Source organism: Chryseobacterium urinae (assembly GCF_030518295.1).
Lineage (GTDB): Bacteria > Bacteroidota > Bacteroidia > Flavobacteriales > Weeksellaceae > Chryseobacterium > Chryseobacterium mucoviscidosis.
Genome location: NZ_JAULSJ010000021.1, coordinates 43,767 through 67,804, shown reverse-complemented (window position 1 = coordinate 67,804; position 24,038 = coordinate 43,767). Strand labels below are relative to the sequence as shown.

Sequence of the window (24,038 nt, the reverse complement as noted above, 5' to 3'; positions counted from 1 at the left end):
AGTTGTATATTTTGTCTGATGGTTTTAAAAATCTTTAGAATCTGTATCTAAAGTTGAGAATAAAGTTTCTTCCTGCCTCATCCGAGAAAAATCTCATTCTGTTCAGATAATCTCTGTACGTAACATTGAAAAGATTGTTCACGATAAGTCCCGCAGAAAGATTTTTGCTGATGTTGATTCCTGTCTGGATATTCCAGAGAGAATAACCGTTTGGCGGAGTACTCAGATCCACCGTTTTTTCCACTTCATCTCCGTCTATATATATTGGTATGGTTGCATTATACACCGGAAACCTGTTCTGCTTAAGAAAAGTCTGGTTTTCTAAAGTAAAATAGAACTGATTCCAGTTTTCCTTTTTAAACTGTAATGCATTGGAAAAATTAGGAGGCATCATTAAAATCAACGGAACATTGTTTGTGTCGTCCTGTCCGTAAACATAACTTCCCTTTCCTACATAAGTAAGATGATCCGTAAGTTTAAGATTAACATCCAGATCTACCCCATACATTTTGGCATCAATCTGCTGATAAGACCACACCGGAAATACTCCTCTGATTGTATTCTGAACTCCTGTAGGAACTTCGTTGATGAAATTCTTGGTGATAAAAAAGTACGGATTTACAGAAACATTCAATCCTTTTAAAACGTTGAATTTCGAATCTACCGTAAGATTAAACTGATGTCCCTGTTCATTCTTTAGTCCCATATCTCCGATTTCGATCACAGAAGCAGAATGGTGCAGTCCGTCTGAAAACAATTCAGCAATATTCGGTGTTCTGCCCACTTTTGCATAATTGAATTTCAGATCAAAAGATGAATTCGGGCGATATTCAAGACCTGCATTGAAAGATACATTGTTATAATTCAGTTGAGGACGTGTAAGAATCCTGTTCTGGTCTGTTTTTACATAAAACTGAGGATAAGAATCTGCATATCTCTTCTCCCAATCGCTTTTGTCATACCATTTGGTAACATCATAACGCGTAAAATCGTATCGCGCTCCCGCCTCCACATTGAAATTGCCGGAGATTTTATATTTAAAAATGGAATAAAAACCTGCCGCATATTTATCATAGTTCGGAATCAGACGTCTTGCTTTTGTCGCCGGATCCGAATAATTGTTCTGAAAGCTCGCATCAATTCCTGTTTCCAGAGAAAACTTCCCTCTCTCCAGCAAATCATTAAGATTAAACTGATGCGTCATCAGTTCCAGATCCAGAGAAGGCGTATCTTTCAGCTCTCCTCTTCTGATGTCATATTCCTGTCTATGGTTGTACTGATAACTGTACGTCGCAGAAACTTTTCCGATATTTTCAAATCTTTTGAAAGCTGAAACTTTCGCAATATGATGCTCGATCACCTGTCTCGGATTATCGATATCATAACTGAAAGTTCCTGTATAAATCGGAATTTTCGTGGTAGTTGCATTGTAAAAATCTTCATTGTTTCCCACATGAGAACCTCTGTAGATCCCGATATTCTGGTTCGTTAAATAATAATCGAAAGAAATTCCTCTTTCATACGTATTATTCTGAACGGTAAAATTAAAGGAAGAAAAATCCATTCCTGTATTCATCAGGTTATAATCCGGAGCGTTCTGATCTCCGAGTTTTTTGATGCTTCCTCCGGTTTTTACCGCCCATCCGTTTTTCCAGATTTTCGCAACATCCGCATCCAGAGCCATTCCTCTTCCGTTTGAAATTCCCGTAAGACCGACTGATCCTTTTAAAGTATCTTTTTTAGGGAAAACTTCCGGTTCCATCACCACGACTCCGCCAATCGCATCACTTCCGTACTTCAATGCAGAAGCTCCTTTGATGACGTCGATATGCTGGAAATTATTAATATCCACATTCGGAGCGTGTTCCACTCCCCACTCCTGTTCAGCAAGTCTTACTCCATTGTTTAAGATAGAGATTCTGCTTCCGTAAAGCCCATGAATAATAGGTTTTGAGATATTATTTCCTGTTTTCAAAGCACTGACTCCCGAAATCTTCGTCAATAAATTTCCCAGATTTTCAGAAGAATATTTTTCGATTTCGGCTTTATCAAGTGTTTTAATAACAAGAGATCCGTTGTTTTTATGGTTTCCGTGTATGGTAACCGTCTCGATATCCTGAATATGATGTTCAAGCGTAATTGTTAAATGCAAATCCTGTGTAACTCCTACATTTTCAGTATAATCATTACAATCAGGATGTTTAGCAATGAGCATATATTTTCCCGCAGGAATTTTATTGATTGAAAACTTACCGTTTTTGTCGGTTTTTGCAGAAAAATCTCCAATTTTCACGGATGCATTTTCCAGCATCGTTTTATCATGAAAATCCTGAACTGTTCCTTCTACCGTGTAAGTCTGCTGTGCGTTTGTCAATGCAAATCCGCAAAGGATCAGCATAAAACTATAGATCAATTTCATTGTTAAATAGATTGATTGTGTACTTTTCAGGGTACTTTTTCGTTAAAATTTGAATTGGATTTTTTAGCTTTAGACGACGAATCTCGATGTTCTATTTTGAACCGTTAAGATTTGTTTTAAAAATTTTATAGCAATTAAGTTTAACCTTTCTTTTAAGGGATACAAAAAATCTATATGATTTTCTTAATAAAACTTACTTCCTAAATTCATCTTAATGGTTAAAAAAAAATTAGATTAGTTTAATTAAATACATTATGTATCTAAAAATTATTTAGCAAAAATCCGAAAAGAATCTATGAATTATGAAATTGCGGGCGGACCGCGAAGCTGAAAGGTAAATTTGGTCTGAGACCATATTTTTTCCTGAACGGTAATAATCCTTTTAACTTCGTGCGTGTAATGCGCAAAAGAAAAACTGAATTCTTCAGGAACTAAAGTATTTCCGGTAGCTAAGAAATGACAGGCAAGACAGTCTGCTGATTTTTCCTTCGCTATATTTTTAGTAACTGTATTCTCCGATTTTTTGAAGCTGAAGTTTTTAAAAACATCTTCGGAACTGTGACTGTGGAAATTCTGGGAAAACAGCGCAAGAAAATAGATCCCAAACAATAATTTGGAAATAAAATTCTTTAGATTTCTGTTTTCTTTAAAGATCATTCGTCAAAATTATAAAAATAATTTAAAAATTGAGATTAAAGTTTTCTTAAAATATTTTGATAGATGAGTAAGTAGAAATGAGATTTTGTTACAAACTGTAATCAAACCTTATAGGTTTTAAAAACCTATAAGGTTTATTTTATGTATTTCTTAGAAATTAATCCAACTGAGTTCCCAAATATTCCCACTCCTGCAAAGCAAGATCCAGTTCTTCTTTGGTATTGTTGTATTTTTCCAGTGTTTCTTCAGAAGGATTTTCTTTGGTGAAAGAAGCTTCAAATTCCTCAACTTTTGTTTCCAGTTCGGTAATTTTTTCTTCTACTTTTTTCAGTTTATTCTGAATATTTTTCTGCTCTTTGCTTACAATGGCTGATTGTTGAGTTTCTGTTGCAGGCTTGTCCTCTTTTTTTGCCTTTACCTCAACCTTAGTATCTTCTCCGTGCAGTTTTGCTTTTTCAGCAGAAATTTCTCTGATGGATTCTTTCTGTCTGAATTCAAGATATTCGTTGATGTCTCCTAAGAATTCTTTCATTTTACCATCACGGAATTCGTAGATCTTATCACAAAGTCCCTGTAAGAATTCCCTGTCGTGCGAAATCACAATTAACGTTCCTTCAAATTTCTGAAGAGCCAGCTTGATGATTTCCTTAGACTGGATATCCAAGTGGTTCGTAGGTTCGTCCATAATCAGCGTATTGAAAGGACGAAGCAACAATTTACAAAGCGCCAAACGGTTTCTTTCCCCTCCGGAAAGTACTTTCGTTTTTTTATTCACCGCTTCACCCTGAAAAAGGAAAGATCCTAACAAATCACGGACTCTTGGTCTTGTTTCTTCGGTTGCCGCGTCTTCCGCTTCTTCCTGAACGGTTTTATTCGGGGTTAAAACTTCCTCCTGATTCTGAGCAAAATATCCGATGTTTACGTTATGTCCAAGATTCCAAGTTCCTGAATAATCTTTGATGTCTCCTGCAAGAATTTTCGCCAACGTTGTTTTTCCCTGTCCGTTTTGTCCAAGAAGCGCAATTCTGTCTCCTCGCTGAACGATGAAATCCACATCATCAAAAATCTGTTTTTCGCCGTAAGCTTTTCCAAGATTTTCAGCTTCGAAGATAATTTTTCCAGGAACCTGCGACTGTACGAAACGGATATTGAATTTAGAAACGTCTTCATTATCTACTTCAATACGTTCAATTTTGTCTAATTTTTTAATCAAAGACTGTGCGAATGATGCTTTTGTAGCACTTGCACGGAACTTATTGATGTTATCTTCCATCTGCTTGATCTCCGCATCCTGATTCTTTTTAGCCTGAATCAGTTTTTCGCGGCGGTCTTCGCGCATCACAAGATATTTGGAATAATTGGCTTTATAATCGTCAACTTTTTTGTTGTTGATATCGAAAGTACGGTTACAAACCGCGGTCATGAACTGCTTATCGTGACTTACCAGAACAATTGCTCCGGGATAATCTTTCAAAAAGTTTTCCAGCCACATGATGGATTCCATATCCAGGTGGTTCGTAGGCTCATCGAGAAGCATGATGTCGTTCTTTTGCAGCAACAGTTTTGCCAGTTCGATTCTCATTCTCCAGCCTCCGGAAAATTCATCGGTGATCTTCTGGAAATCATCCGCTTTAAAACCAAGACCAAACAATACTTTTTCCATATCGCCTTCAAGATTGTAAGCGTCGTGGTTCATCAGAAGATCATTCAGTTCCGTCATTTTATTAATCAGATCCGTGTAAGAGTCGCTTTCATAGTCGGTTCTTGTCGCCATCTGATGATTCACCTCTTCAAGCTCGTTCTTCCATGCGTTGATCTGTTCGAAAGCCTGCATGGTTTCTGCCCAGACTGTTCTTCCTTTTACGAAATCGAGATCCTGTTTTAAGAAACCAATGGTGATATTTCCTTCCGGAACCACGTTTCCTTCGTAGAAATTAATTTCTCCGGAAAGCATTTTCAATAAAGTGGATTTCCCCGCTCCATTTTTACCGACCAAACCAATTTTATCATCCTTTTTAATCGTGAAATTCACGTTTTGAAACAGATATGTTCCTGAATGATGTAATCCTAAACCTTGAACCGAAAGCATGTGTTAAATAATGATTAATAGTGAATAATGAATTTTCGGGTGCAAAAATACGGAAAAGAAATGAATGCTGCATTATATGCAGAAAACCACCCTTAAAAGAGTGGTTTTCTGATGTAAAATTTAATATTAAGTTGTTTTTTAAAATGTTTTCGGAGTAACTTTGATATGGTCTGCTGCATTTCCTCCTCTCAGGAAAGATGCCAACTCTACAATATTATTGCTTATCGCTCCATAGATCGCGGTATCGCTTCCATTGTACATTCCCTGTTTGCCTCCAAACCACCAGTTATTGCTTAGTCCGCTATGTCCCTGTGCCAAAGCAACATTGTAGAAGGTACAGGTTTTTCCGCCTTTGAATTCGAGAACCAGGGTTCCGATCATAGCAAAATTAAGTTCTCCCGGATCGTGGTTAAAAGTTGTTCTGTTTGCGGGAACTCTTGCAGAAAACCATTTGGCTACTGCTGAAGATCCTTTTCTTCCGATAGAAAAAATAAACTTTCCATCGCTTCCGCAGCTTGCTGTAAATCCTACATAAATATGTCCTTTAGGATCCTGTCCTTCAGTAATTGAAAACTCGTTTACGGTAAAAGATCCTTTTACCAAATTGTTGGAAGCCGTATCGAAATAGACTTCGTTATCTCTGTATTCCATGATTATGTTCTGTTTTTTAGTCTTTGTAAATGACTTTAGGTTTAACTATAAGTGAATTTCATTCCTATTGAAGCTTCCTGTAAGAACAACCCAAAGTAACAAAGAATAAGAAGCAAAAACTACAGTATAAATAACCAAATTAAAAATAGGTAGTTTCACGTAAAAAAAACTGAGCTGCCTAACCAAGACAGCTCAACACCTAAATTTAAAACTGAAAATGTACTAACATTTATTATAAAAATTTTCTTTGATCAAAATGGTACGGCTCCAATTATCGTTATTGGGAATATTGGTTCCGTAGGCGTAATCCACAACAGAATCTTCAATATGATGAATCTCCGACTGTAATCTGGATTGGTTTTTATTGAACTGATCATCAGAATGACTCGGAACATTCAGACCGTTATTGATGATTTCTGTAGGAATTCCCGATTTGGAATCCATCATTAAAGCAGGATGATATAACCCGAAATTTGCCGAAATATGGGTATAATCTGCCAGTTTTTCATAACTGTAATCCGGCTTAAGGTCAGGTGAAAGGTTTTTAATATAATTTTCAAGAGCCTCCGATAATTCTATAAGGTAAGGATGTGTTTCGGGATGAATTTCAAAAGTAGATTCATTAAAATCCTCCTCAAAAACAGACTGCTCAGAATTGGTTTCCATCAGCATAAGTTTTCCGTAGACTTTTGAAAGATCACTGTACACCAAATCTCTTGTAACGTAAGCCTGAGAAAAAATATCGCCTTTGTCTATTTTATAATCTTGTAAAACGGAATTCCAGATTTTCTTTTTTTCTGAATCTAAAGCCGTTCCCCTGATGTTTTCCACATAGTAATAGAGTTCTCTATTTTTAATGAAATTCGGAGAAATGTAAACCGATTGGGAACCTTCTAAATATCCTCCTCCTACATCTGCATGGGCTCCCGGAACGAAAATTTCTTTCCATACCGAGTTTCCGCTTTCCCATTTTGCGTCTGTTCTGTCTTTTGATTCTTCGAAAATACCTGTGAGAGGAAAAAAATAACGACATTCGTTTACGCCACAAATGTGAAGAACTCTTTCTGTTTCGGGTAAAACCGCCACATCGTAATCGTTGAAAGCAGCAGATTCTACCGTATCAAAAATTCCCAAAAATTTAATTTTAATTTTTTTTCCTGAAAATTCTGAGGTATGCTGTATTATTTTATTACAAAAAGTTCTTGCCAACATGGCTCCACGACTGAAACCATAGATGTATAACTGGTATTCTCCGGTATCGTCCTTAATTGTATTTTTAATGAAGGAAAAAGCTTCTTCCAGTTTATCATCTGAAGAATATCCGTGATATCCCGCAGGATTTTTGCACGTAGCCATCGCAAAATCGCTGTCTTCATTTCCTGCAACCGTTCCGATTCCTCCTACATATTTTTTCTCATCACTTTTAAACAGCTTAAATAATTTATAGATATTGGTAATATTACCATAATAGCTTTCGTTATTCCTAAGTGGTTTATTATGAGAAGTGGCATTCATCCCGTTGTTTCCTGTTCCATCGAAGAAAATTCCGACAGAGATGATGTTGTTTTCCATTACACTTTGTGGTTTTTATCTTTTCTTCATTCCTAAAAATGAAGTACTTATTATATGAACACTCCAAAGTAACGATGAAAAAAACCGGGATAATAGAGTAGAAAGTACCAAATAAAAAATTCCGTATTTCTACGGAATCAGATTCTTTCTAAGGGATGAATATTGTTGATAATGGCATAAATTACAATTCCCACTGTATTTTTAGCTCCTATTTTTTCGACGATTCGCTGTCTGTGGCTTTCTACGGTTCTGGGACTGATGAATAATTTTTCTGCGATTTCGTTGTTGGTGCATTCCTGACAGATGAGTCTTACCACATCTTTTTCGCGGTCGGAAAGTTCATCGTCCATTTCAAAGAGTGTTCTTTTCTTGGTAGGGCTGTTCATGTACGAAAAAATCATCTGATGATCTTCCGGAGTAAAGAAAATTCCGTTTTTGTATACCATGGTAATGGCTTCGATAAAAGCATTTCGGTTAGAGTTCTTCGGCAGAAATGCTGAAACACCCAGCTTCACCATGTATCCCAGAATGGTTGTTTTGTAATGGGAAGAAAGGATAATAATTTTAAGATTGGGATATTTTTCCTTTAAGATTTCTACCAGCTCAAAGCCGTTCATGGGCTGCATCTGTACGTCTACCAAGGCAATATCGGGAAAATCTTCTTCAGAGGTTTCTTCTAAAGTTTCTAAAAAATCCGGTCCGTTGGTAGAGGTAGATCCTACTGTGATATTGGGTTCCGAAGACAATAACATTTTTACGCCTTCGAGAATCAGTTGTTCGTCATCAATTAATGCTATTTTGATCTGGGAGTTCATTGTATGGAATTTTTATAATTAGTCGGCTGCCTTTACCTAGGGTATTTTTCCATTTGTGCGCCGCGTTCATAGATTTTATTCTGGATTCTATATTTTTAATACCCATTCCCTTTTTTACCTCATCATATTCAAAGCTTTGCCCGTTATCGGAAATGATAACTGCAAGATTTGTTTTATTATCTTTAATATAGATCCAGACTCTGGATGCTTCCGAATGTTTAAGGACATTGGTTGTAAATTCCTGAATAATTCTGTACAACTGAACTTCCACGAAGATTTCTTTTTTCTGAAATTTCGGACTTACGTTCAGTGAAATATTTATTCTTCCTGATAAATTGGCAATCAGCTCTTCAATATAAAGAACAAGACCCACAGATTCCAGATTCACAGGATATAATGAATGCGAAATGCTTCTGGCAGAATCTATGAGAGAAGACATTTGTGTGGTTATATTTTTTTTGATGAGTTCATCGCCTTTGGTATCTAAATTATTCAGCCATAAAGAAAGAATATTCAGACGGTTTCCGATGTCGTCGTGGATCATAACGGCAATCCTTTTCCGTTCCGATTCCTGCGCTTTAATATTTTCCAGAGCAAGATTTTTCTGATGCTGAACTTCTGCTTCGTACTGTGCATTTTTCTCTTTAATAATCCTCTGGATGAAACTTCTGTAAGCCAACAAAATAAATGTCATGATGATTACCAGAACGGCAATCAACGCGACAAAAAAAGTGATATTTAAGGTTATTTCTTTAATCTTAAAAAGGTATAGATGATTGATATATATAAAAAGCTGCAGAGCACATTATTGATGCTCCAGATCATCCCTGCCTGTTTTACTCCAAAATCTGCAAGCTGACGAAGAAGGAAGAATAAAAAGACCGACAATCCATAATATAGAAAAATAAGACTGTCTACCGCCATGAAACGGTCATTTACCTTGGTGTTTTTAATTTCCATAAGCAGTGCATAACCGGCAAAGCAGATCACAATAATATTTGAAATTACTTTCTTTACTTCATTGGTTACCATTCCTGTATCCAGCAAAAAGAAGAGCGCCAGTACTACTACCGGAAGGTAGCAATACCATGATAATGCTAATTTTTTCACGAAAAGAATTCCCAAGATGAGAAATTCTCCTGCTACGTAATAAGGAAACAGAAAATCCAGTCCTTTTACATGAAAAAGACTGATAGAAACTCTTCCTGCCGCTTCTATCAAAAAAAGAAAAATGATATAATATACATACCATTTTTCTGTGTTTCTAAGTGTTTTGTACTTTAAAATTCCGATTAAAGCACAAATAACAAGTAAACTGTTATTAAGATAAAGTATTACCTGGTAAATATCCACAATATATTTTAGTTAAAAATTACATAAACTGGCAGATAGGCGGACATGCATTTGACCAATCGTATGTATTGGAGATTTTTTCAACGCTTACTCCGTTTTCACTGCCCTCCAGATCTGTATAAAAAGAAATGAAAATAAGCGTAGGCAAAACTCTCTGATACACCTGAGAAAATTTCAGTCCGAAGGAACAAACCATATGGGAAAGCCCTGCTTTCGGCGGATTAAGATTTTCTGCAGGTACGTAAAACTGTCTGAAAATTCTTGCTCCCTGAAATTCTGTGCATTCTCTGTAGAACCACGTCATTGCTTCGTTTCTCCAGGATTCTATGGCTTCGATTGCTTTATCCTGCTCCATCATGGGCTTATTGGCAATCGGCCAGAACATATCCGAACTGTTATCGACTGTTTTAAGCTCTTTGGAAAGAACCGCATTTTTCACAAGCGTATATTCTTCCGTTTCCACCAGATTAAGGTCTTCCTTCAGTTCAGCTAAAAAACTGTAAGGATAATCCTGTACTTCTTTTTTATGTCCTCCTTCGTCCATCGGGCAAAGAACAGCAACCATCTTATTCTCGTAAATACCGATCTGAGCACAAAACTCACTTCCTGTATTTTCGTTCTTCACCCAGTTGATCTGTTCTGCATCAAAATCAAAAACATAATTGGTAGGAATCAGATCTTTAATGGCATTGTAATTTCCACGGCAATTGTCCCACGCTGCAAATGCTAATTCGCATTGTTCTCTGTTGAATGTATTCATATTTTCACGGTTTTTCTAAGGCATAAAATTATAGAAACTAAATTATCTATGCAAGTATCTCACGTATAATTGAAAATTAGTTAATAATTCTTTACTGTAATGTGATAGCAGCTCTGTTGTTTCTCTTTGATGTAATAAATTCTTCCCAGATCATAATAATACTTCAGAACCTTCTCCAAAGCAGCTTCCAACTTAGGATTATGCTTTAAAACACCATTAAACCGTACATACGAAATGTCAAAAGAATTTCCGTAGTTATGAGAGCTTATTCCCAATGCCGCGTTAGAGTTCACCCTTCTCAGTCGGCACTGGTCTTCCAGTGTTCTGGTAATGGAAGAAACCGTAAAAACATTTCCCTTCGTTTCTTTACTGAAACGCACCCCTATTTTCTCCAGCATCGACTTTCCTTTGGAAACCATATAGGCTCTGCTGTAATCAAGCTTTTCAACACGATATCCGGTTCCCGTTTTTTTTATTTTGTGAAATTTTCCTTTGCTGATATAATTCTGAACAGTCTTTGAATCCTTTAGAAGCTTTACCCCAAAACTTTTTGAGGCATCCAGATGCGGCTTATAAAGAAAAGTGGGTTCTACTCTTAAAACTTCTGTAAGATCATAGCATGGTAATGTTTTTTGAGCCGCCTGTGAAGAAAATATGCCATTAAGAAAGGAAGCAAAGATCACACACAAAAACTTTTTCATGAAAGAAATTTTAAAAATTATAAACTAAAATAATCATTTATGAAATAAATATAAACTCTAATAAACATATATATGAAAATAATTAACTATCATTTTTATTTTAAATTATTAAATCAATAATAAAATCAAAATTTAATTTTCAATAAGTTTAAAATTATACTTTTTAATTCAATATATTAATGATAAATTTGAAATACTTTTTAAAAATAAACAATATGATAAAAAAACTTTTTGCTGAATTTTTCGGCACATTCTGGCTTGTTTTCGGAGGTTGCGGAAGTGCAATCTTCGCCTCGCAGATTGCAGCGGCATCTAATGGACAATTAGGGATTCTTCTTCTGGGTGTTTCGCTGGCTTTCGGGCTTACCGTTCTTACCATGGCATATGCAGTAGGACATATTTCAGGAGGTCATTTCAACCCGGCTGTTTCTGTAGGACTTCTGGCAGGTGGAAGATTCTCTGCCAAAGATCTTGTTCCGTATGTTGTGGCACAATGTTTAGGAGCAATAGGAGCTGCAGGAGCATTGTTTACTATTCTGAGCGGTTCCGGAACTCCGGATTTTTCTGGACCGGGAGCTTTTTCCACCAATTTCTACGGTGAAGCGGTCTATTTTGGAAAAAGCTACTCGATGAGTGCTGCTTTCTTAACAGAATTTTTACTGACTGCTTTCTTCCTGATCATCATTCTTGGTGCGACAGATAAATTTGCCAACGGAAAATTTGCAGGTATTGCGATTGGTTTGGGATTAACGTTAATCCATTTAATTTCTATTCCGATTACAAATACTTCCGTGAATCCTGCAAGATCACTTTCTCAGGCAGTTTTTGTAGGCGGAAACGCAATGTCTCAGCTTTGGCTGTTCTGGGTTGCTCCGATTTTGGGAGGAATTGTGGGAGGATTGATTTACAGATTCCTGCTGCAGCGAAACGGCATGGAAGAATTAGATAGTTAACCACAAAATCCTGTCAGCCGACAGGATTTTTTTATGTTTGACATTTTGAAAGACTACTTTAATTTTTTAAGATCAAACGGATTTTTGAAGATAAGTTCTTCATGCTTTCCTTTGATCTCCATTTTCTTATATAATAGATTTAAAGCCATTTTCCTGATAAAAAGATCTTTATCATTCAGCTTCCAGTAAGAATCTTCATGTACTTTTCTTGGTTTTCTTACGATATAAAATTCCGTTTCCCAAGAATCTACGTTGTGGTAAAATTCTATAATTCCGCAATGTTCGGGAATCATTTCATGATCTACCATTCCCATCGGAAGCAGAAAACTGAACGCATTGCAGACATAATCTCCGCAGGAAATTTTATCGTGTTTTAAAAATTTTTCGCCGGTATTGGAGTTGGTATAAGATTTTTTAAAATCGTTTTTGAAATCGCTTTTTGAAAGTTTAATTTCAATTTCGTGGCTGTATCCTTCGGAATCAACAATCAGAATATCGGCTTCCCAGTCTGCCTGAAAATGATTGGTTAAAACAATTTCTTTCTCAAAATTACATTGAGAATGAATAAATGCGTGAACCAATTCTTCTATTTTTAACACTTTCTGTTTTTTTATTTTTAACGCGGAGATCGCTAAGACTTTATTTACTATTGTATTCTCTATTTCGTTCGCAAAGACGTTTCACTAAGCTAATGATAGCAGAAGTTTTAAATTTAAACAAAAATCCTGCTTTGATGAAACTCTTTGTTTTTAACGCGAAGATCGCAAAGATTTTATTAAAAATTCACATCGCTTATTTTCGTTCGCAAGGGCGTTTTCACTAAGCTAATGATAGCAGAAGTTTAAATTTTGAGCCTGAAAATTCTACGATTCTAAAACACTTGAACTACAAAATCAATCAACTTACCAGCAGACTGCATCCGCGAATATCTGAATGATCGATTCTGCCTAAAACCTGAAATTTATTCCCGACAATTTTACCCAAATCCTGCGTGGCGATGAATGCACAGGAATGTACATTTGCCAAGTCGATGATATTAATAGCTCCGGTTCTTCCCTCCTTTTCATAATTAAAAGGATCTTCTGCATTTCTGATCATGATGCGCATCCAGTTCGGACAGTGATATTCATTATTTCCCAAAGAATACGCCTGTGAAAGAAGCTCTGTCATCGAATATTCTGAATAAATTTTATCGGTTTTAAAACCTTTCTGTAAAATGTTCAACAGTTCATCTTTGGTCATTTCTTCTTTTCTGCCTTTCATTCCTCCGGTTTCGATTACGGTTAATGAATCGGAGAATTGAAGCGTTTTTGAGTTGCTGTCACAGAAGTCTAAAAAATCCAGCAAAGCAAAAGAAACACCGAACAGAATAACTTTCTTGTTTTGCAGTTCGTTCAAAAGGGTAAATAAATCTTCATGATTGTACAGAAAATATCCGTTTTCAGGTTTTCCGGATTTTTTCATCAGATAATCTACCATATAAATCAGCGAAGAGTTTTGCCTTTCCAGATAACTTGGCAAAAGTCCGAGGAAAATGAAATCTTCCGGTTTTCCGATAAACTGTTCAAAGCTTTTATAGATGCTTTCTTCGTACAGGTGAGGATTGGCAATGAAATGTTTCGATAAATTCATCTGTGTGGTTCCGGAACTCTGAAAAAAAAGATCCGCAGTTACATTTTTATCTAAAACCTGATGATTTTTAAACATTTCAATAGGCAGAAAAGGAATTTTTGTCAGTTCATCAACATTTTCAGGTTTGATGTTGAGATAATCTACAAAACGTCTGTAAACTTCAATATTTTCATACTGATAACGGAAGGTTTCCAGTGATGCAGCCAAAAAATCCTGCTCTGTTTGTATGCCGAATATATTTTTCACTTTTAAAAATATTTTTATTCTTTCAACCTCATTTATAATTACTTATCATAAAAAAGATTTCTTTTTAATCATTTTTAATCTTAAAATTAAAAAATGGTCAGATTATTGCAATGAGTAATGCGGAATATGGATTAAAAACATGAATGAATTTCGGTTCATTCGGAAATTACCTCAGCTTTTGGGGTAATTTTTCTTGTGCTGTCTCCAAAGGTTTTCAATTCAAAATCATGCTCAAAAACACCATAGGTAAAATAAGAAATCCAGTCTCCCAGATTGATGTATTTTGCTTTTCCTTCAAGATCCAGAATCATCGGAAGATGACGGTGTCCGTAAATAAAATAATCGATTGGCTGAGTTTTAAGTTTTTCTTTTGAATAAATGATTAGAAATTCTTTATCCTCTCCCAGAAATTCTTTATCCTCATCTCCCGAAATCATTTTATTTTTCTGAGACATATACAATGCAATCTTCATCGCAATGTCGGGATGCAGCCATTTAAAAAACCATTGCGCGACAGGATTGGTAAAGACTTTTTTCATTCTTTTATATCCTTTATCTCCCGGTCCTAATCCATCACCATGAGCAAGCAAAAACTGCTTTCCGCCCATCTCAAAATACTGTTTTTTATAGAAAACCGTGCATCCGATTTCTTCTTCAAGATAATCTTTCATCCAAAGGTCATGGTTTCCCACAAAGAAGTAAATATGGATTCCGCGGTCTTTCAGTTCGGCAATTTTTCCCAGAACACGAACGTATCCTTTCGGAATTACGTGTTTCCACTCATGCCAGAAATCAAACAGATCTCCCATTAAAAAAAGAACCTGCGCATCCTCCTTTATTTCGTCCATCCAACGGATAAACCGCTCTTCGCGCAGTTTACTTTCCTTTGGATTCGGCGCACCGAAATGCTGGTCTGAAGCGAAATATACTTTTTTTCCGGGCTCTAAATTAATGGTTGTTTTTAACACCGTTCTGAGTTTTTCTGAATAAAAAATTACTGATTATCTTCCGCAAACCATTCTCCGTAAGAGTTTTCGGTTTCATGAAGTTTAAGATAAGCCAAAGAAATTCCTTCAGGAAGTTTCGATTTTATTTTTGCGGCAATAGCATACAGCATATTCTCGCAGGTCGGCTGAAATGTACAGTAGATCACTTTATGCCCTTTTTCCTCAAGATCTTCCCCGAGTTCTCTGTGCGGTGAAAGTCCGTTGATGAGAACGGCATGATCCCAAACATCTACAATTTCAGACTTTACGATACTTTTAATATCACCAAAATCCACCACCATCCCATTCTTAGGGTTTTCCAAATCATTAACAGGCTTTCCTTTCACTGTTACAAACAGCTTGTAGGAATGTCCGTGCATATTTTTACATTTCCCATCGTAATTGTATAAAACGTGAGCGGTTTCGAATGTAAAAATTTTTGTAATACGTATCATAATGCAAAGATAAGGAATTTGGTTTGAGTTTGAATATTGATAAAATGTTGAAGAAATTTAATTAACTTTGATGATATAAATGTGAAAAATGGAAAGTACTGTTGATATAAAAAAAAGAATTCACGATTTTATAGATCATGCAGATGAAAGAATTCTAAGAATTATTAATGCCATTATTTCTACTGAAGAAAATGAGGAAGCATTAAGTTCCAAGCACCAAAAAATTCTGGATCAGAGACTTGATGAGCATCAAAAAAATCCCAATTCAGGAAAATCATGGGCTGAAGTAAAAAATTCTCTTAAAGAAAAGCATGGCTTATAATTTAATTATTAAACCTGAAGCCGAAAATGACATTGATGAAGCCATCGAATGGTACAAAGTTCAAAATAAAGAACTTTGTCCAAAATTTCTGAATGAAATTGAAGAATGCTTTGATAAAATTGTAACTCATCCGGAACATTACCAAAAAAGATATCGTGAAATTAGAATCATCTTTACTAAAAAGTTCCCCTATGGAATTTATTATTTGGTAAAAAAGAAATCCTTATTTATTCTTGCCGTTTTACATAATAAGCAAAATCCTGAAGTCATTCATGAAAGAAAAAACTCACCATGATCATTGATTATCAAAAATTGTTTTCAGTTGTTTTAATTGTTTTCAGCGTAATCTTTAATGCTCAAAAGAGACAGTTTTGGATCTACCCCGATCTGGAAAATAAAATAGGAACCCATTTTCCGATTGAAAACTATAAAAATTCTGAAGGAAAAAATTTCAATTCCAATGATTTAAAAGGGAAAATCTCTTTTATCAATTTTTGGTCAACTCACTGCGAACCCTGTCTTGAAGAGCTTCCCTATCTTAATAAACTGAAAGAACTTTCAGGAGAAAAAGTCAATTTTATAGCCATTACGTATGACAGTAAAGAAAAAGTTAATCAATTTTTAACCAAAAAACCTTTCAATTTTCAGCACATTACAGATTCCGGACAGGAGCTGAAATCCTACTTTACACTGCTGAGAAATCCAATGACTTTTATGGTTGACAAAAACGGAAATATTCAGGAAATCACTGGAACCATCGAAGAAACAAAGTTTGAAATCCTGCAAAAAATTGTAAAGGAATCATTTTAGCTTTTCCAGCCAGTCACTTTCCAGTCTTTTGATTTTCTGAGTTTCGGCATCTACCAAAATCCATAATGTTGCAGAATCCACAACGAGTTGCCCGTTACAGTAAAACTCCACTTTTCTCGGCTGACGAATTCCTTCAGGAGCTTTCGGATAGGTTTTTACGGTAATGATGTCATTAAGATACACCTGCTTTTTGTATTGAATATGATGATCCAGAAGCATCCAGATATCTTTCGGATATTCGGTTTTATGTTTTACAAAATCCCAGTGCGCTGCTGCAATTTCTTCCACCCAATGCACATACTGAACGTTATTTACATGATTATTTCCATCAATATGCTGCTCTGTAACCTGTATCTGTTTTTCAAAAATCAAACTCATCTCCTTCAAATATAAATTCAAAATTAGCACATAAAAAACAAAACCTTCCCAAAATCGAGAAGGTTCTAACAATTAAATTTAATTAAAACGAAACTTTTTAGTGAAATTGTGCGGTCTCGGTAGAATCTTTCATAGCAACTGTTGCAGAAGAGCCGTTGGTAACAATATTCTGTACCTCATCAAAATAGCCAGTTCCTACAAACGACTGATGTTTTACTGCTCTGAAACCTTTTTGCTGCAACGCAAACTCACGCTCCTGCAATTCAGAATATCCTGCCATTCCTTTTTCTTTATAAGCTAAAGCAAGCTCGAACATCGCAGTATTTAACGCATGGAAACCCGCCAAAGTAATAAACTGGAATTTGTACCCTAATTTTGCCAGCTCTTCACGGAAATTCTGCATTTCTTCCACAGAAAGTCTTGCTGCCCAGTTGAAGGATGGAGAACAGTTGTACGCCAACATTTTATCCGGAAATTTCGCATGAATGCCTTCTGCAAATTTTCTTGCCTGTTCCAGATCAGGATTAGAAGTTTCCATCCAGATAAGATCAGCGTATGGCGCATAAGATAAACCTCTGTCAATTCCCTGCTCCACTCCGTTCTTTACAACATAAAAACCTTCGGAAGTTCTTTCGCCTGTTACAAATTTTTTATCTCTGTCGTCAATATCAGAAGTCAGCAAATCTGCTGCATCTGCATCTGTTCTTGCAATAATTAAACTCGGAACTCCCAAAACATCTGCTGCCAAACGAGCAGAAATTAATTTATTGATGGCTTCCTGCGTAGGAACCAAAACTTTACCTCCCAAATGACCGCATTTTTTAGCAGAAGAAAGCTGGTCTTCAAAATGCACTGCCGCAGCTCCTGCTTCAATCATCTGCTTCATCAGTTCATACGCGTTTAAATTTCCTCCAAAACCTGCTTCTGCATCGGCAATAATCGGAACCAGATATTCTTTTTCTCCGCCTCCGTTCACAGACTGGATCTGATCTGCTCTCAATAAAGCATTGTTAATTTTCTTTACCACAGAAGGAACTGAATTGGCGGGGTATAATGACTGATCCGGATACATTTCACCCGATAAATTGGCATCTGCTGCAACCTGCCATCCGGAAAGATAAATTGCCTGCAAACCTGCGTCCACTTCCTGAACCGCCTGATTTCCAGTTAACGCGCCAAGTCCTGCAACGAAATCCTGAGTGTTCAGTAAATTCCAGAATTTTTTAGACATTTCCGTTGCAATGGTGTAATCCAGTTTGTAAGAACCGCGAAGTTTTAAAACATCTTCCGCTGTGTAAGGACGTTTTATTCCTTTCCAGCGTGGGTTTTCCAGCCAGTCTTTTTCGATCTCCTGAATTTGTTCTTGTTTTGTTTTCATACTATTTTTTTTGTTTAGTTAATTGTTGTTTGTTGACGGTTGATAGATAATTGATGATTGATAATTGATGGTTGATCGTTGATCGTTGCAATTACATTAAACGCTCAAACACTAAAACCCTCCCACTCTCATTACTCTCTCACTTAAATAAAAGGATACGCTTTTAGAGTTAAAAATTCATCAAATTTCTCACTGAAAATCAATTCATTAAAAAGTTCTTTAGCAAGATTGAATTTCCCTTTACGGAAACGTTCTTCACCAACATACTTTTCAATTCTTTCCAGTTCTTCAAATTCCCATTGAAGAATCATTTCTCTGGTTAAAGTGCGGTCATCACTTAAAAAGGCATCATTTTTCAGCCATTGCCAGATCTGGGTTCTGGATATTTCTGCGGTTGCCGCATCTTCCATTAAATGATAAATGGCTGCAGCTCCTGTTCCCATTAACCAGGATTCTATGTAAAGGATTCCGACGTTGATATTTTTTCGAACCCCTTTTTCGGTGATTTCACCTTTCGGAACTTCCAGTAAATCTTTTTCGGTGATATGGTATTGAAATTTTTTATCGATCTGATTTTTGGAAGGCATATATTTATCAAAAATATCTTTAGCCACAGAAACCAACGCAGGATGAGCCACCCATGTTCCGTCGTGTCCGTTTTTTACTTCCCGTTCTTTATCGCTTCTTACTTTTCCGAAAGCAATGCTGTTCGCTTCATAATCATTTTTAACAGGAATCTGTGCCGCCATTCCTCCAATTGCATGAACATTTCTTTTGTGACAGATTTCAATAACGCGTTTTGAATAGGCACTCATAAAAGGAGAAGTCATGGTTACCTGATCTCTGTCGGGAACAATAAACCGGGGAAGGTTTCTGAATTTTTTAATGAAAGAAAAAATATAATCCCATCTTCCGCAGTTGAGTCCGGAACTGTGGTCTTTTAATTCAAATAAAATTTCATCAATCTGAAAAGAAGCGGTAATTGTTTCTATTAAAACTGTTGCTTTAATGGTTCCCTGCGGAATTTCTAAGTAATTCTGTGCAAAGACAAACACTTCGTTCCACCATCTTGCTTCCTGATAATGCTCTAATTTCGGGAGATAAAAATACGGGCCGCTTCCATTTTCCATTAATTGTTTAGCATTTCTGAAAAAATAAATTCCGAAATCGATTAATGACGCAGAAGCCTGTTCCCCATTAATTTCAATATGTTTTTCATTTAAATGTAAACCTCTGGGACGAACCAATAAAACAGCCGTTTTTTCGTTTAGCTGATAAGATTTTCCCTGCGCAGTCGTAAAATCTATTCTCCGGTTCACCGCATCAGAAAGGTTTAACTGACCTTCTATGGAGTTTTTCCATGTCGGAGAATTGCTGTCCTCAAAATCTGCCATAAAAGTGGAAGCTCCGGAATTTAACGCGTTAATAATCATTTTCCGGTCTACCGGTCCTGTAATTTCCACTCTCCGATCCAGTAAATCTTTCGGAAGCGGAGCGCAGATCCAGTTTCCGTTTCTTATTTCCTTGGTTTCTTCTAAAAATTCCGGAAGAATACCTTTATCAAATTCATTTTGCCTGATTTCTCGTTCTTCTAAAAGCTTTATTCTTTTCGGATTAAAATTCTGATGAAGCTCAACCAAAAAATCGATTAAATCATTGGTAAAAACTTCTTCAAAATTTTGTTGTTCATTGATTTTCAACTGAATCTTGGTTTCCATATTGTTTTAATTTTGTAATTGAACATTGCAAACATAAATAAAAATTTTCACAAATAGCGAACGTTCGCTAAATTATTTTAAAAATTATTATGCGAATAATCGCTTCTAAATATTATATTTGAATTATGAATTCGGACAGTGACTTTATTAAAACGGTTTTCGGGCTGAAACTGAAACAGCAGCGACAGAAAAAAAACTGGTCTTTACAGGATCTTGCGGTAAAGACAGGTTTATCGAAATCTTATCTTAACGAAATTGAAAACGGAAAGAAATATCCGAAGCACGATAAGATCATTCAGCTTTCGGAAGCGCTGAACTGTACTTTTGACGATCTGGTTTCCACAAAACTGGATAAGAGCCTCACTCCTTTTAATGAAATTCTTCAGTCAGATTTTTTTAAAGAAATTCCTCTGGATCTTTTCGGGATCAATAAAAATAACCTGATCAGTATCATTAGTGATGCGCCAAAGAAAGTCACCGCTTTTATCAATGCCCTGATCGAAATTTCACAAAATTATAATTTAGGAAAGGAAAGATTTTACTTCGCCGTTTTACGTTCTTTTCAGGAACTTTATGATAATTATTTTCCTGAAATTGAGGAAAAAGTTCAGCTTTTTGCTCAGGAAAACGGATTGCAGATCGACAAAAATTTACAGTCTGATGTTCTGGAGACTATTCTGAATGAAAAATTTAATTACCATATTCAGTCGGAAGATTTTGAGAAGTACGGGACTTTGGATAATTTACGCTCATTGTTTGTCCCTGAAAAAAAGCTGTTGCTTTTAAACCGGAAATTGGAAAAAGACCAGAAAACCTTTATTCTCGCGAAAGAGATCGGATTTAATGTTCTGGAGCTGAAAAACCGACCGAATACGTATTCGTGGCTGGATTTCGGAAGTTTTGAAGAAATTTTAAATAATTTTTATGCTTCGTATTTTGCGGGAGCGCTGTTGATTTCGAAACAGAAAACAATTGAAAAAACTTCAGATTTTTTCCTGCAAAACGAATGGAATTCTCAGAATTTTGAAAGTTTGATCGATAATTTCACCAATTCTCCCGAAACATTTTATTATCGCCTGACCAATATTCTTTCTTCCGAACTGGGAATAAAAGATTTGTTTTACTTATGCCTTGTTAAAAAGAAAAATTCAGATAAAATACAGATTTTAAAAGAGTTACACTTCAATCATCAACAGGCTCCCCATGCGAATGCAACCAATGAGCATTATTGCAGAAGATGGATTGCCGTGAAAAATCTTCATCATTTAAAAGAAAATGAAACATTAACGGAAGCCCAGATTTCGCATTACAAAGATCAGGGAATCAGTTATCTGGTGATTTCTACATCGCAAAAAAATCCTTTTTCCGACGGAAGCAACAGAAGTTACTGTTTGGGAATTTTACTGAACTCACAGACGATTAAAAAAATCAATTTTATTAAATCTCCGACTTTAAAAACCATCAATGTAGGAGTAACCTGCGAATCGTGCAGCATTGCGGATTGTGAAGTAAGACAATCGCCGCCAATCCGTCTGGAGAAAGAATATTTTAATTCGGGGATGAAAAATGCAATTGAAAAGATCAGGAAGGATATTTTGTAATTTTTTTATGATTATCCGTTAAACAACCTATTACTTTGCACTGATATGAAAATCAATTATTTATAACAGGCACTTCGACAAGCTCAGTGTGACACCTCTAATACTAAACGCTTGATTTCTAGCGATGTCAAGCTGAGCCTGTCGAAGCTTTAGGTTAATAAACGGACAATCAATTTTTTATGATTATCCGTTAATGATCATAATGCTTAATTTTCACGCAAAGAATCGCTAAGATTCTTTTATATACCAACTGTTTTTAAGTTCGCAAAGGTGCTTCGACAAGCTCAGCATAAAGCGAAGAACTCAAAGATTTTCTAATTATGACAAGTTACGGACAATCATATTTTTTTCCTTTTTTTTTAATTATTCACTTCATTTTCGGGTGAAATGATTATTTTTACACCAATTAGGGATATAAAAAACAATTTAATTATTCGGGTTATTTAATCGAAAGAATTAATAATCTTTTATTCCTGTAAAAAATTAATAATCATTTTAGTTATTCAATCCGCAAATGATGCTCGATATTTTATTTCCGAATCGCTGTATTCGGTGCAGCCGCATTATTGATGCCAATTTCCCGGTCTGTAATTTTTGTTTTGAACAGATCCACTTTACCCACAACGATTATTCTGAAGATAATTTTGTTAAAGAAAAATGCAGTCTCCTTTTTCCTATCGAAAATGCTTTTGCACTCATGCAGTTTGAAAAAGAAAATGTGAGCCGAAAATTAATTCATGAACTGAAGTACAGGAGCCGGGAGAAAATCGGAAAAACTTTAGCTGAATGGACGACGGAAAGACTTGATTTTAAAAATCATAAGCCAGATCTTTTGGTGACGGTTCCACTTCATCCGAAAAAATTAAAAGAAAGAGGATATAATCAACTGCATTGGTTTGCCGAAACGCTTTCAGAATTTTATGCTATTCCGTTTGATCATGATGTGATGAAAAGAAATCATTATTCTAAAGCTCAGGCTTTGAAGGATAAGCAGAACCGGCTGAAAACAGAAAATGTATTTTCAATGACTAAAAATATTTCAGGTAAGCATATTTTGTTAATTGATGATGTTTTTACAACGGGAAATACGCTGGCTTCGATTGCATGGGAGATCCTGAAATCGGGAGATAATAAAGTGAGCGTTTTGGTTATGGCGATTGATGAATAAAAAAAGCTGCTCCACAAAGAACAGCTTTAAGAAATTGTAATTATTTAAAAGGATTACTCCATTTTTTATTGGTATACACATCGGTTCCGGAAAGTGTTTTCAAAAATGCGATTACTGCATTCACTTCCGTTGATGTAAGGTTTAGCTTTTGTCCGTTTCCGTTAGGCGCCAAACGAGGATCGAGATTGGTATTTCCCGGTGCAATATTGATATTTCCGTAATGACCAATCACCTGCTGAAGCGTTGTCAGGTTTCCGGTGTGCATAAACTGTCCGTTTTCTATTCCGCTGCTGTTGGTAATGTTTCTTAAACTTGGAGCTTTGGTGTTAAAAACATCGATTCCGGTTCCGCTGATTTTGCCTATAATTCCATTGTTTCTGGAATTCGGATCAATATCAAATTCCGGAGCTGCATGACAGGCCGCACAACCCAATCCGCCACCGGTACGGTTTCCTGTCGCATCAAAAACAGGAGGAGCCAGAAATAGATTTTTTCCCTGATTTTCCTGTGCCGTAAAGTTTGCAAACGGCTGCTGATCATTTGCACTTGCAGCTCTTCCTGCATCATATTTGGAATCAAAAGACTGAATACTTCTGATAAACTGCGCCAATGCATTCTGAATTCTTGTTTGATTAATGGTAGCATCTCCGTAAACAAATTTGAACATTTCCTGATAGTATTTAATGTTCTGAAGTTTTGCAATCAAATCCTGAAGTGTTCCATCGCCGTTTGTTCCGCTGAAGCCCATTTCGTTATGATCCTGAATCGGGAACGTAGTCTGTTCTTCCAGATTAGTCGCTCTTTCGTCCCAGAAAAATTTCATTTCATTTCCGAATCTTGCATTCACCAGTCTCATGGAATGTCTGCCTGTTGTTCCGTTCACTCCGGTACTTGCAACTGCATTGTCTCCAAAAGCAAGTTCCTGTTTGTGACAGCTTGAACATGAAATGGTGTTGTTTTTGGAAAGATTTTTGTCGTAAAACAGCATTCTTCCCAATGTAGCGCCCTTATCCGTAATAGGATTTCCGGCGGTATTATCTCTTGTAATATAAGCCGGTTTGGGCTGATTGGCATAATTTTCAAGACTGCTGAGATTGATATTGGCACCAAAAGCAGCCAGAATTCCGGGATATTCTTCCTGTGTAACCGGAGTTGCTTCATAGGTATCGCTGCCCGAACAGGAATATAAGGCTACTGCTGTGAAGAATGCAGGAACAAGCCATGATGTAAGTTTTTTCATAAGAGGTTTTTAGAATGTTTAGTTTAAAAGTTTTTAGAGGATATTTTCGGAATAAAAAATTTGATTCTTCATGATTAATCGTAGTTCTTAACATTTGTGCTAATCTTTGAATTTTATAACACATTGTTTTTTTA

24 protein-coding genes are annotated in these 24,038 nt (G+C 36.0%); 6 read left to right on the top strand and 18 right to left on the bottom strand.

Annotated elements, in window-relative coordinates:
- Nucleotides 1–34 precede the first annotated feature (34 nt).
- From QWT87_RS13955 to QWT87_RS13910, 10 genes are all read right to left on the bottom strand, one after another.
- Nucleotides 35–2,419, bottom strand: coding sequence for a TonB-dependent receptor (locus QWT87_RS13955; RefSeq protein ID WP_302716600.1), 2,385 nt, complete (start codon nucleotides 2,417–2,419; stop codon nucleotides 35–37).
- A gap of 300 nt (nucleotides 2,420–2,719) precedes the next feature.
- Nucleotides 2,720–3,076: a hypothetical protein gene (locus QWT87_RS13950; protein ID WP_302716598.1), complete on the bottom strand. Its 357-nt coding sequence runs from the start codon at nucleotides 3,074–3,076 to the stop codon at nucleotides 2,720–2,722.
- Between the two features lie 157 nt (nucleotides 3,077–3,233).
- Complete coding sequence (locus QWT87_RS13945; RefSeq protein ID WP_302716596.1) at nucleotides 3,234–5,165, bottom strand: ABC-F family ATP-binding cassette domain-containing protein; 1,932 nt, start codon at nucleotides 5,163–5,165, stop codon at nucleotides 3,234–3,236.
- A 138-nt stretch (nucleotides 5,166–5,303) separates the two neighbouring features.
- The gene (locus QWT87_RS13940) at nucleotides 5,304–5,816 is read right to left on the bottom strand and encodes a hypothetical protein (protein WP_087706006.1); all 513 of its coding nucleotides are present in this window, start codon (nucleotides 5,814–5,816) and stop codon (nucleotides 5,304–5,306) included.
- Between the two features lie 222 nt (nucleotides 5,817–6,038).
- Nucleotides 6,039–7,388, bottom strand: a complete 1,350-nt coding sequence (locus QWT87_RS13935; protein WP_302716593.1) for a T6SS phospholipase effector Tle1-like catalytic domain-containing protein — start codon at nucleotides 7,386–7,388, stop codon at nucleotides 6,039–6,041.
- A gap of 137 nt (nucleotides 7,389–7,525) precedes the next feature.
- Complete coding sequence (locus QWT87_RS13930) at nucleotides 7,526–8,203, bottom strand: response regulator transcription factor (protein ID WP_116097554.1); 678 nt, start codon at nucleotides 8,201–8,203, stop codon at nucleotides 7,526–7,528.
- Complete coding sequence (locus tag QWT87_RS13925) at nucleotides 8,172–8,897, bottom strand: sensor histidine kinase (protein ID WP_165762926.1); 726 nt, start codon at nucleotides 8,895–8,897, stop codon at nucleotides 8,172–8,174. The genes QWT87_RS13930 and QWT87_RS13925 overlap by 32 nt, the downstream gene beginning before the upstream one ends.
- Before the next feature lie 50 nt (nucleotides 8,898–8,947).
- Nucleotides 8,948–9,556 carry a hypothetical protein gene (locus tag QWT87_RS13920; RefSeq protein ID WP_302716589.1) on the bottom strand — a complete coding sequence of 203 codons (609 nt, stop codon included), beginning with the start codon at nucleotides 9,554–9,556 and terminating at the stop codon, nucleotides 8,948–8,950.
- A 19-nt stretch (nucleotides 9,557–9,575) separates the two neighbouring features.
- On the bottom strand, nucleotides 9,576–10,316 hold the full coding sequence (locus tag QWT87_RS13915; protein WP_116097550.1) for a hypothetical protein: 741 nt from the start codon (nucleotides 10,314–10,316) through the stop codon (nucleotides 9,576–9,578).
- Between the two features lie 80 nt (nucleotides 10,317–10,396).
- Nucleotides 10,397–11,017 (bottom strand): DUF5715 family protein, encoded by a 621-nt coding sequence (locus QWT87_RS13910; RefSeq protein WP_302716587.1) that lies wholly within the window; start codon nucleotides 11,015–11,017, stop codon nucleotides 10,397–10,399.
- Between the two features lie 218 nt (nucleotides 11,018–11,235).
- Here QWT87_RS13910 and aqpZ point away from each other — a divergent pair, with 218 nt between their 5' ends.
- Nucleotides 11,236–11,970: an aquaporin Z gene (aqpZ, locus tag QWT87_RS13905; protein ID WP_302716614.1), complete on the top strand. Its 735-nt coding sequence runs from the start codon at nucleotides 11,236–11,238 to the stop codon at nucleotides 11,968–11,970.
- Nucleotides 11,971–12,023: 53 nt separating this feature from the next.
- Here the strand turns inward: aqpZ and QWT87_RS13900 are convergent, their stop codons facing one another.
- The 4 genes from QWT87_RS13900 to QWT87_RS13885 form a co-directional block, all read right to left on the bottom strand.
- Entirely contained in the window at nucleotides 12,024–12,569 is a 546-nt protein-coding gene (locus QWT87_RS13900) for a hypothetical protein (RefSeq protein ID WP_302716585.1), read from the bottom strand.
- Between the two features lie 298 nt (nucleotides 12,570–12,867).
- Nucleotides 12,868–13,848, bottom strand: a complete 981-nt coding sequence (locus QWT87_RS13895) for a LuxE/PaaK family acyltransferase (RefSeq protein WP_302716583.1) — start codon at nucleotides 13,846–13,848, stop codon at nucleotides 12,868–12,870.
- A 155-nt stretch (nucleotides 13,849–14,003) separates the two neighbouring features.
- Nucleotides 14,004–14,816, bottom strand: coding sequence for a UDP-2,3-diacylglucosamine diphosphatase (locus tag QWT87_RS13890; protein WP_302716580.1), 813 nt, complete (start codon nucleotides 14,814–14,816; stop codon nucleotides 14,004–14,006).
- A 26-nt stretch (nucleotides 14,817–14,842) separates the two neighbouring features.
- Entirely contained in the window at nucleotides 14,843–15,289 is a 447-nt protein-coding gene (locus QWT87_RS13885; RefSeq protein ID WP_087706037.1) for a 6-pyruvoyl trahydropterin synthase family protein, read from the bottom strand.
- Nucleotides 15,290–15,377: 88 nt separating this feature from the next.
- Between QWT87_RS13885 and QWT87_RS13880 the strand changes: the two genes are divergently transcribed.
- The 3 genes from QWT87_RS13880 to QWT87_RS13870 are packed head-to-tail and all read left to right on the top strand — an operon-like array spanning nucleotide 15,378 to nucleotide 16,421.
- Complete coding sequence (locus QWT87_RS13880; protein WP_302716577.1) at nucleotides 15,378–15,611, top strand: addiction module protein; 234 nt, start codon at nucleotides 15,378–15,380, stop codon at nucleotides 15,609–15,611.
- The gene (locus QWT87_RS13875; protein WP_302716575.1) at nucleotides 15,601–15,906 is read left to right on the top strand and encodes a type II toxin-antitoxin system RelE/ParE family toxin; all 306 of its coding nucleotides are present in this window, start codon (nucleotides 15,601–15,603) and stop codon (nucleotides 15,904–15,906) included. Before QWT87_RS13880 ends, QWT87_RS13875 begins: the two co-directional genes overlap by 11 nt.
- A complete protein-coding gene (locus QWT87_RS13870) occupies nucleotides 15,903–16,421 on the top strand; it encodes a TlpA family protein disulfide reductase (protein WP_302716574.1) in 519 nt (172 codons plus the stop codon). The genes QWT87_RS13875 and QWT87_RS13870 overlap by 4 nt, the downstream gene beginning before the upstream one ends.
- Here QWT87_RS13870 and QWT87_RS13865 read toward each other — a convergent pair.
- The 3 genes from QWT87_RS13865 to aceB form a co-directional block, all read right to left on the bottom strand.
- On the bottom strand, nucleotides 16,413–16,799 hold the full coding sequence (locus QWT87_RS13865; RefSeq protein ID WP_302716573.1) for an acyl-CoA thioesterase: 387 nt from the start codon (nucleotides 16,797–16,799) through the stop codon (nucleotides 16,413–16,415). The two genes, QWT87_RS13870 and QWT87_RS13865, sit on opposite strands and share 9 nt — an antisense overlap.
- A 97-nt stretch (nucleotides 16,800–16,896) precedes the next feature.
- A complete protein-coding gene (gene aceA, locus QWT87_RS13860; protein ID WP_185208484.1) occupies nucleotides 16,897–18,177 on the bottom strand; it encodes an isocitrate lyase in 1,281 nt (426 codons plus the stop codon).
- A 143-nt stretch (nucleotides 18,178–18,320) separates the two neighbouring features.
- A complete protein-coding gene (aceB, locus tag QWT87_RS13855) occupies nucleotides 18,321–19,895 on the bottom strand; it encodes a malate synthase A (RefSeq protein ID WP_302716570.1) in 1,575 nt (524 codons plus the stop codon).
- Between the two features lie 125 nt (nucleotides 19,896–20,020).
- Here aceB and QWT87_RS13850 point away from each other — a divergent pair, with 125 nt between their 5' ends.
- Both QWT87_RS13850 and QWT87_RS13845 read left to right on the top strand, forming a co-directional pair.
- Nucleotides 20,021–21,496, top strand: coding sequence for a helix-turn-helix domain-containing protein (locus QWT87_RS13850; protein WP_302716568.1), 1,476 nt, complete (start codon nucleotides 20,021–20,023; stop codon nucleotides 21,494–21,496).
- 514 nt (nucleotides 21,497–22,010) lie between these two features.
- A complete protein-coding gene (locus tag QWT87_RS13845; protein WP_288461280.1) occupies nucleotides 22,011–22,664 on the top strand; it encodes a ComF family protein in 654 nt (217 codons plus the stop codon).
- A 40-nt stretch (nucleotides 22,665–22,704) separates the two neighbouring features.
- Here the strand turns inward: QWT87_RS13845 and QWT87_RS13840 are convergent, their stop codons facing one another.
- Nucleotides 22,705–23,904 carry a cytochrome-c peroxidase gene (locus QWT87_RS13840; RefSeq protein WP_302716564.1) on the bottom strand — a complete coding sequence of 400 codons (1,200 nt, stop codon included), beginning with the start codon at nucleotides 23,902–23,904 and terminating at the stop codon, nucleotides 22,705–22,707.
- Nucleotides 23,905–24,038: the final 134 nt, after the last annotated feature.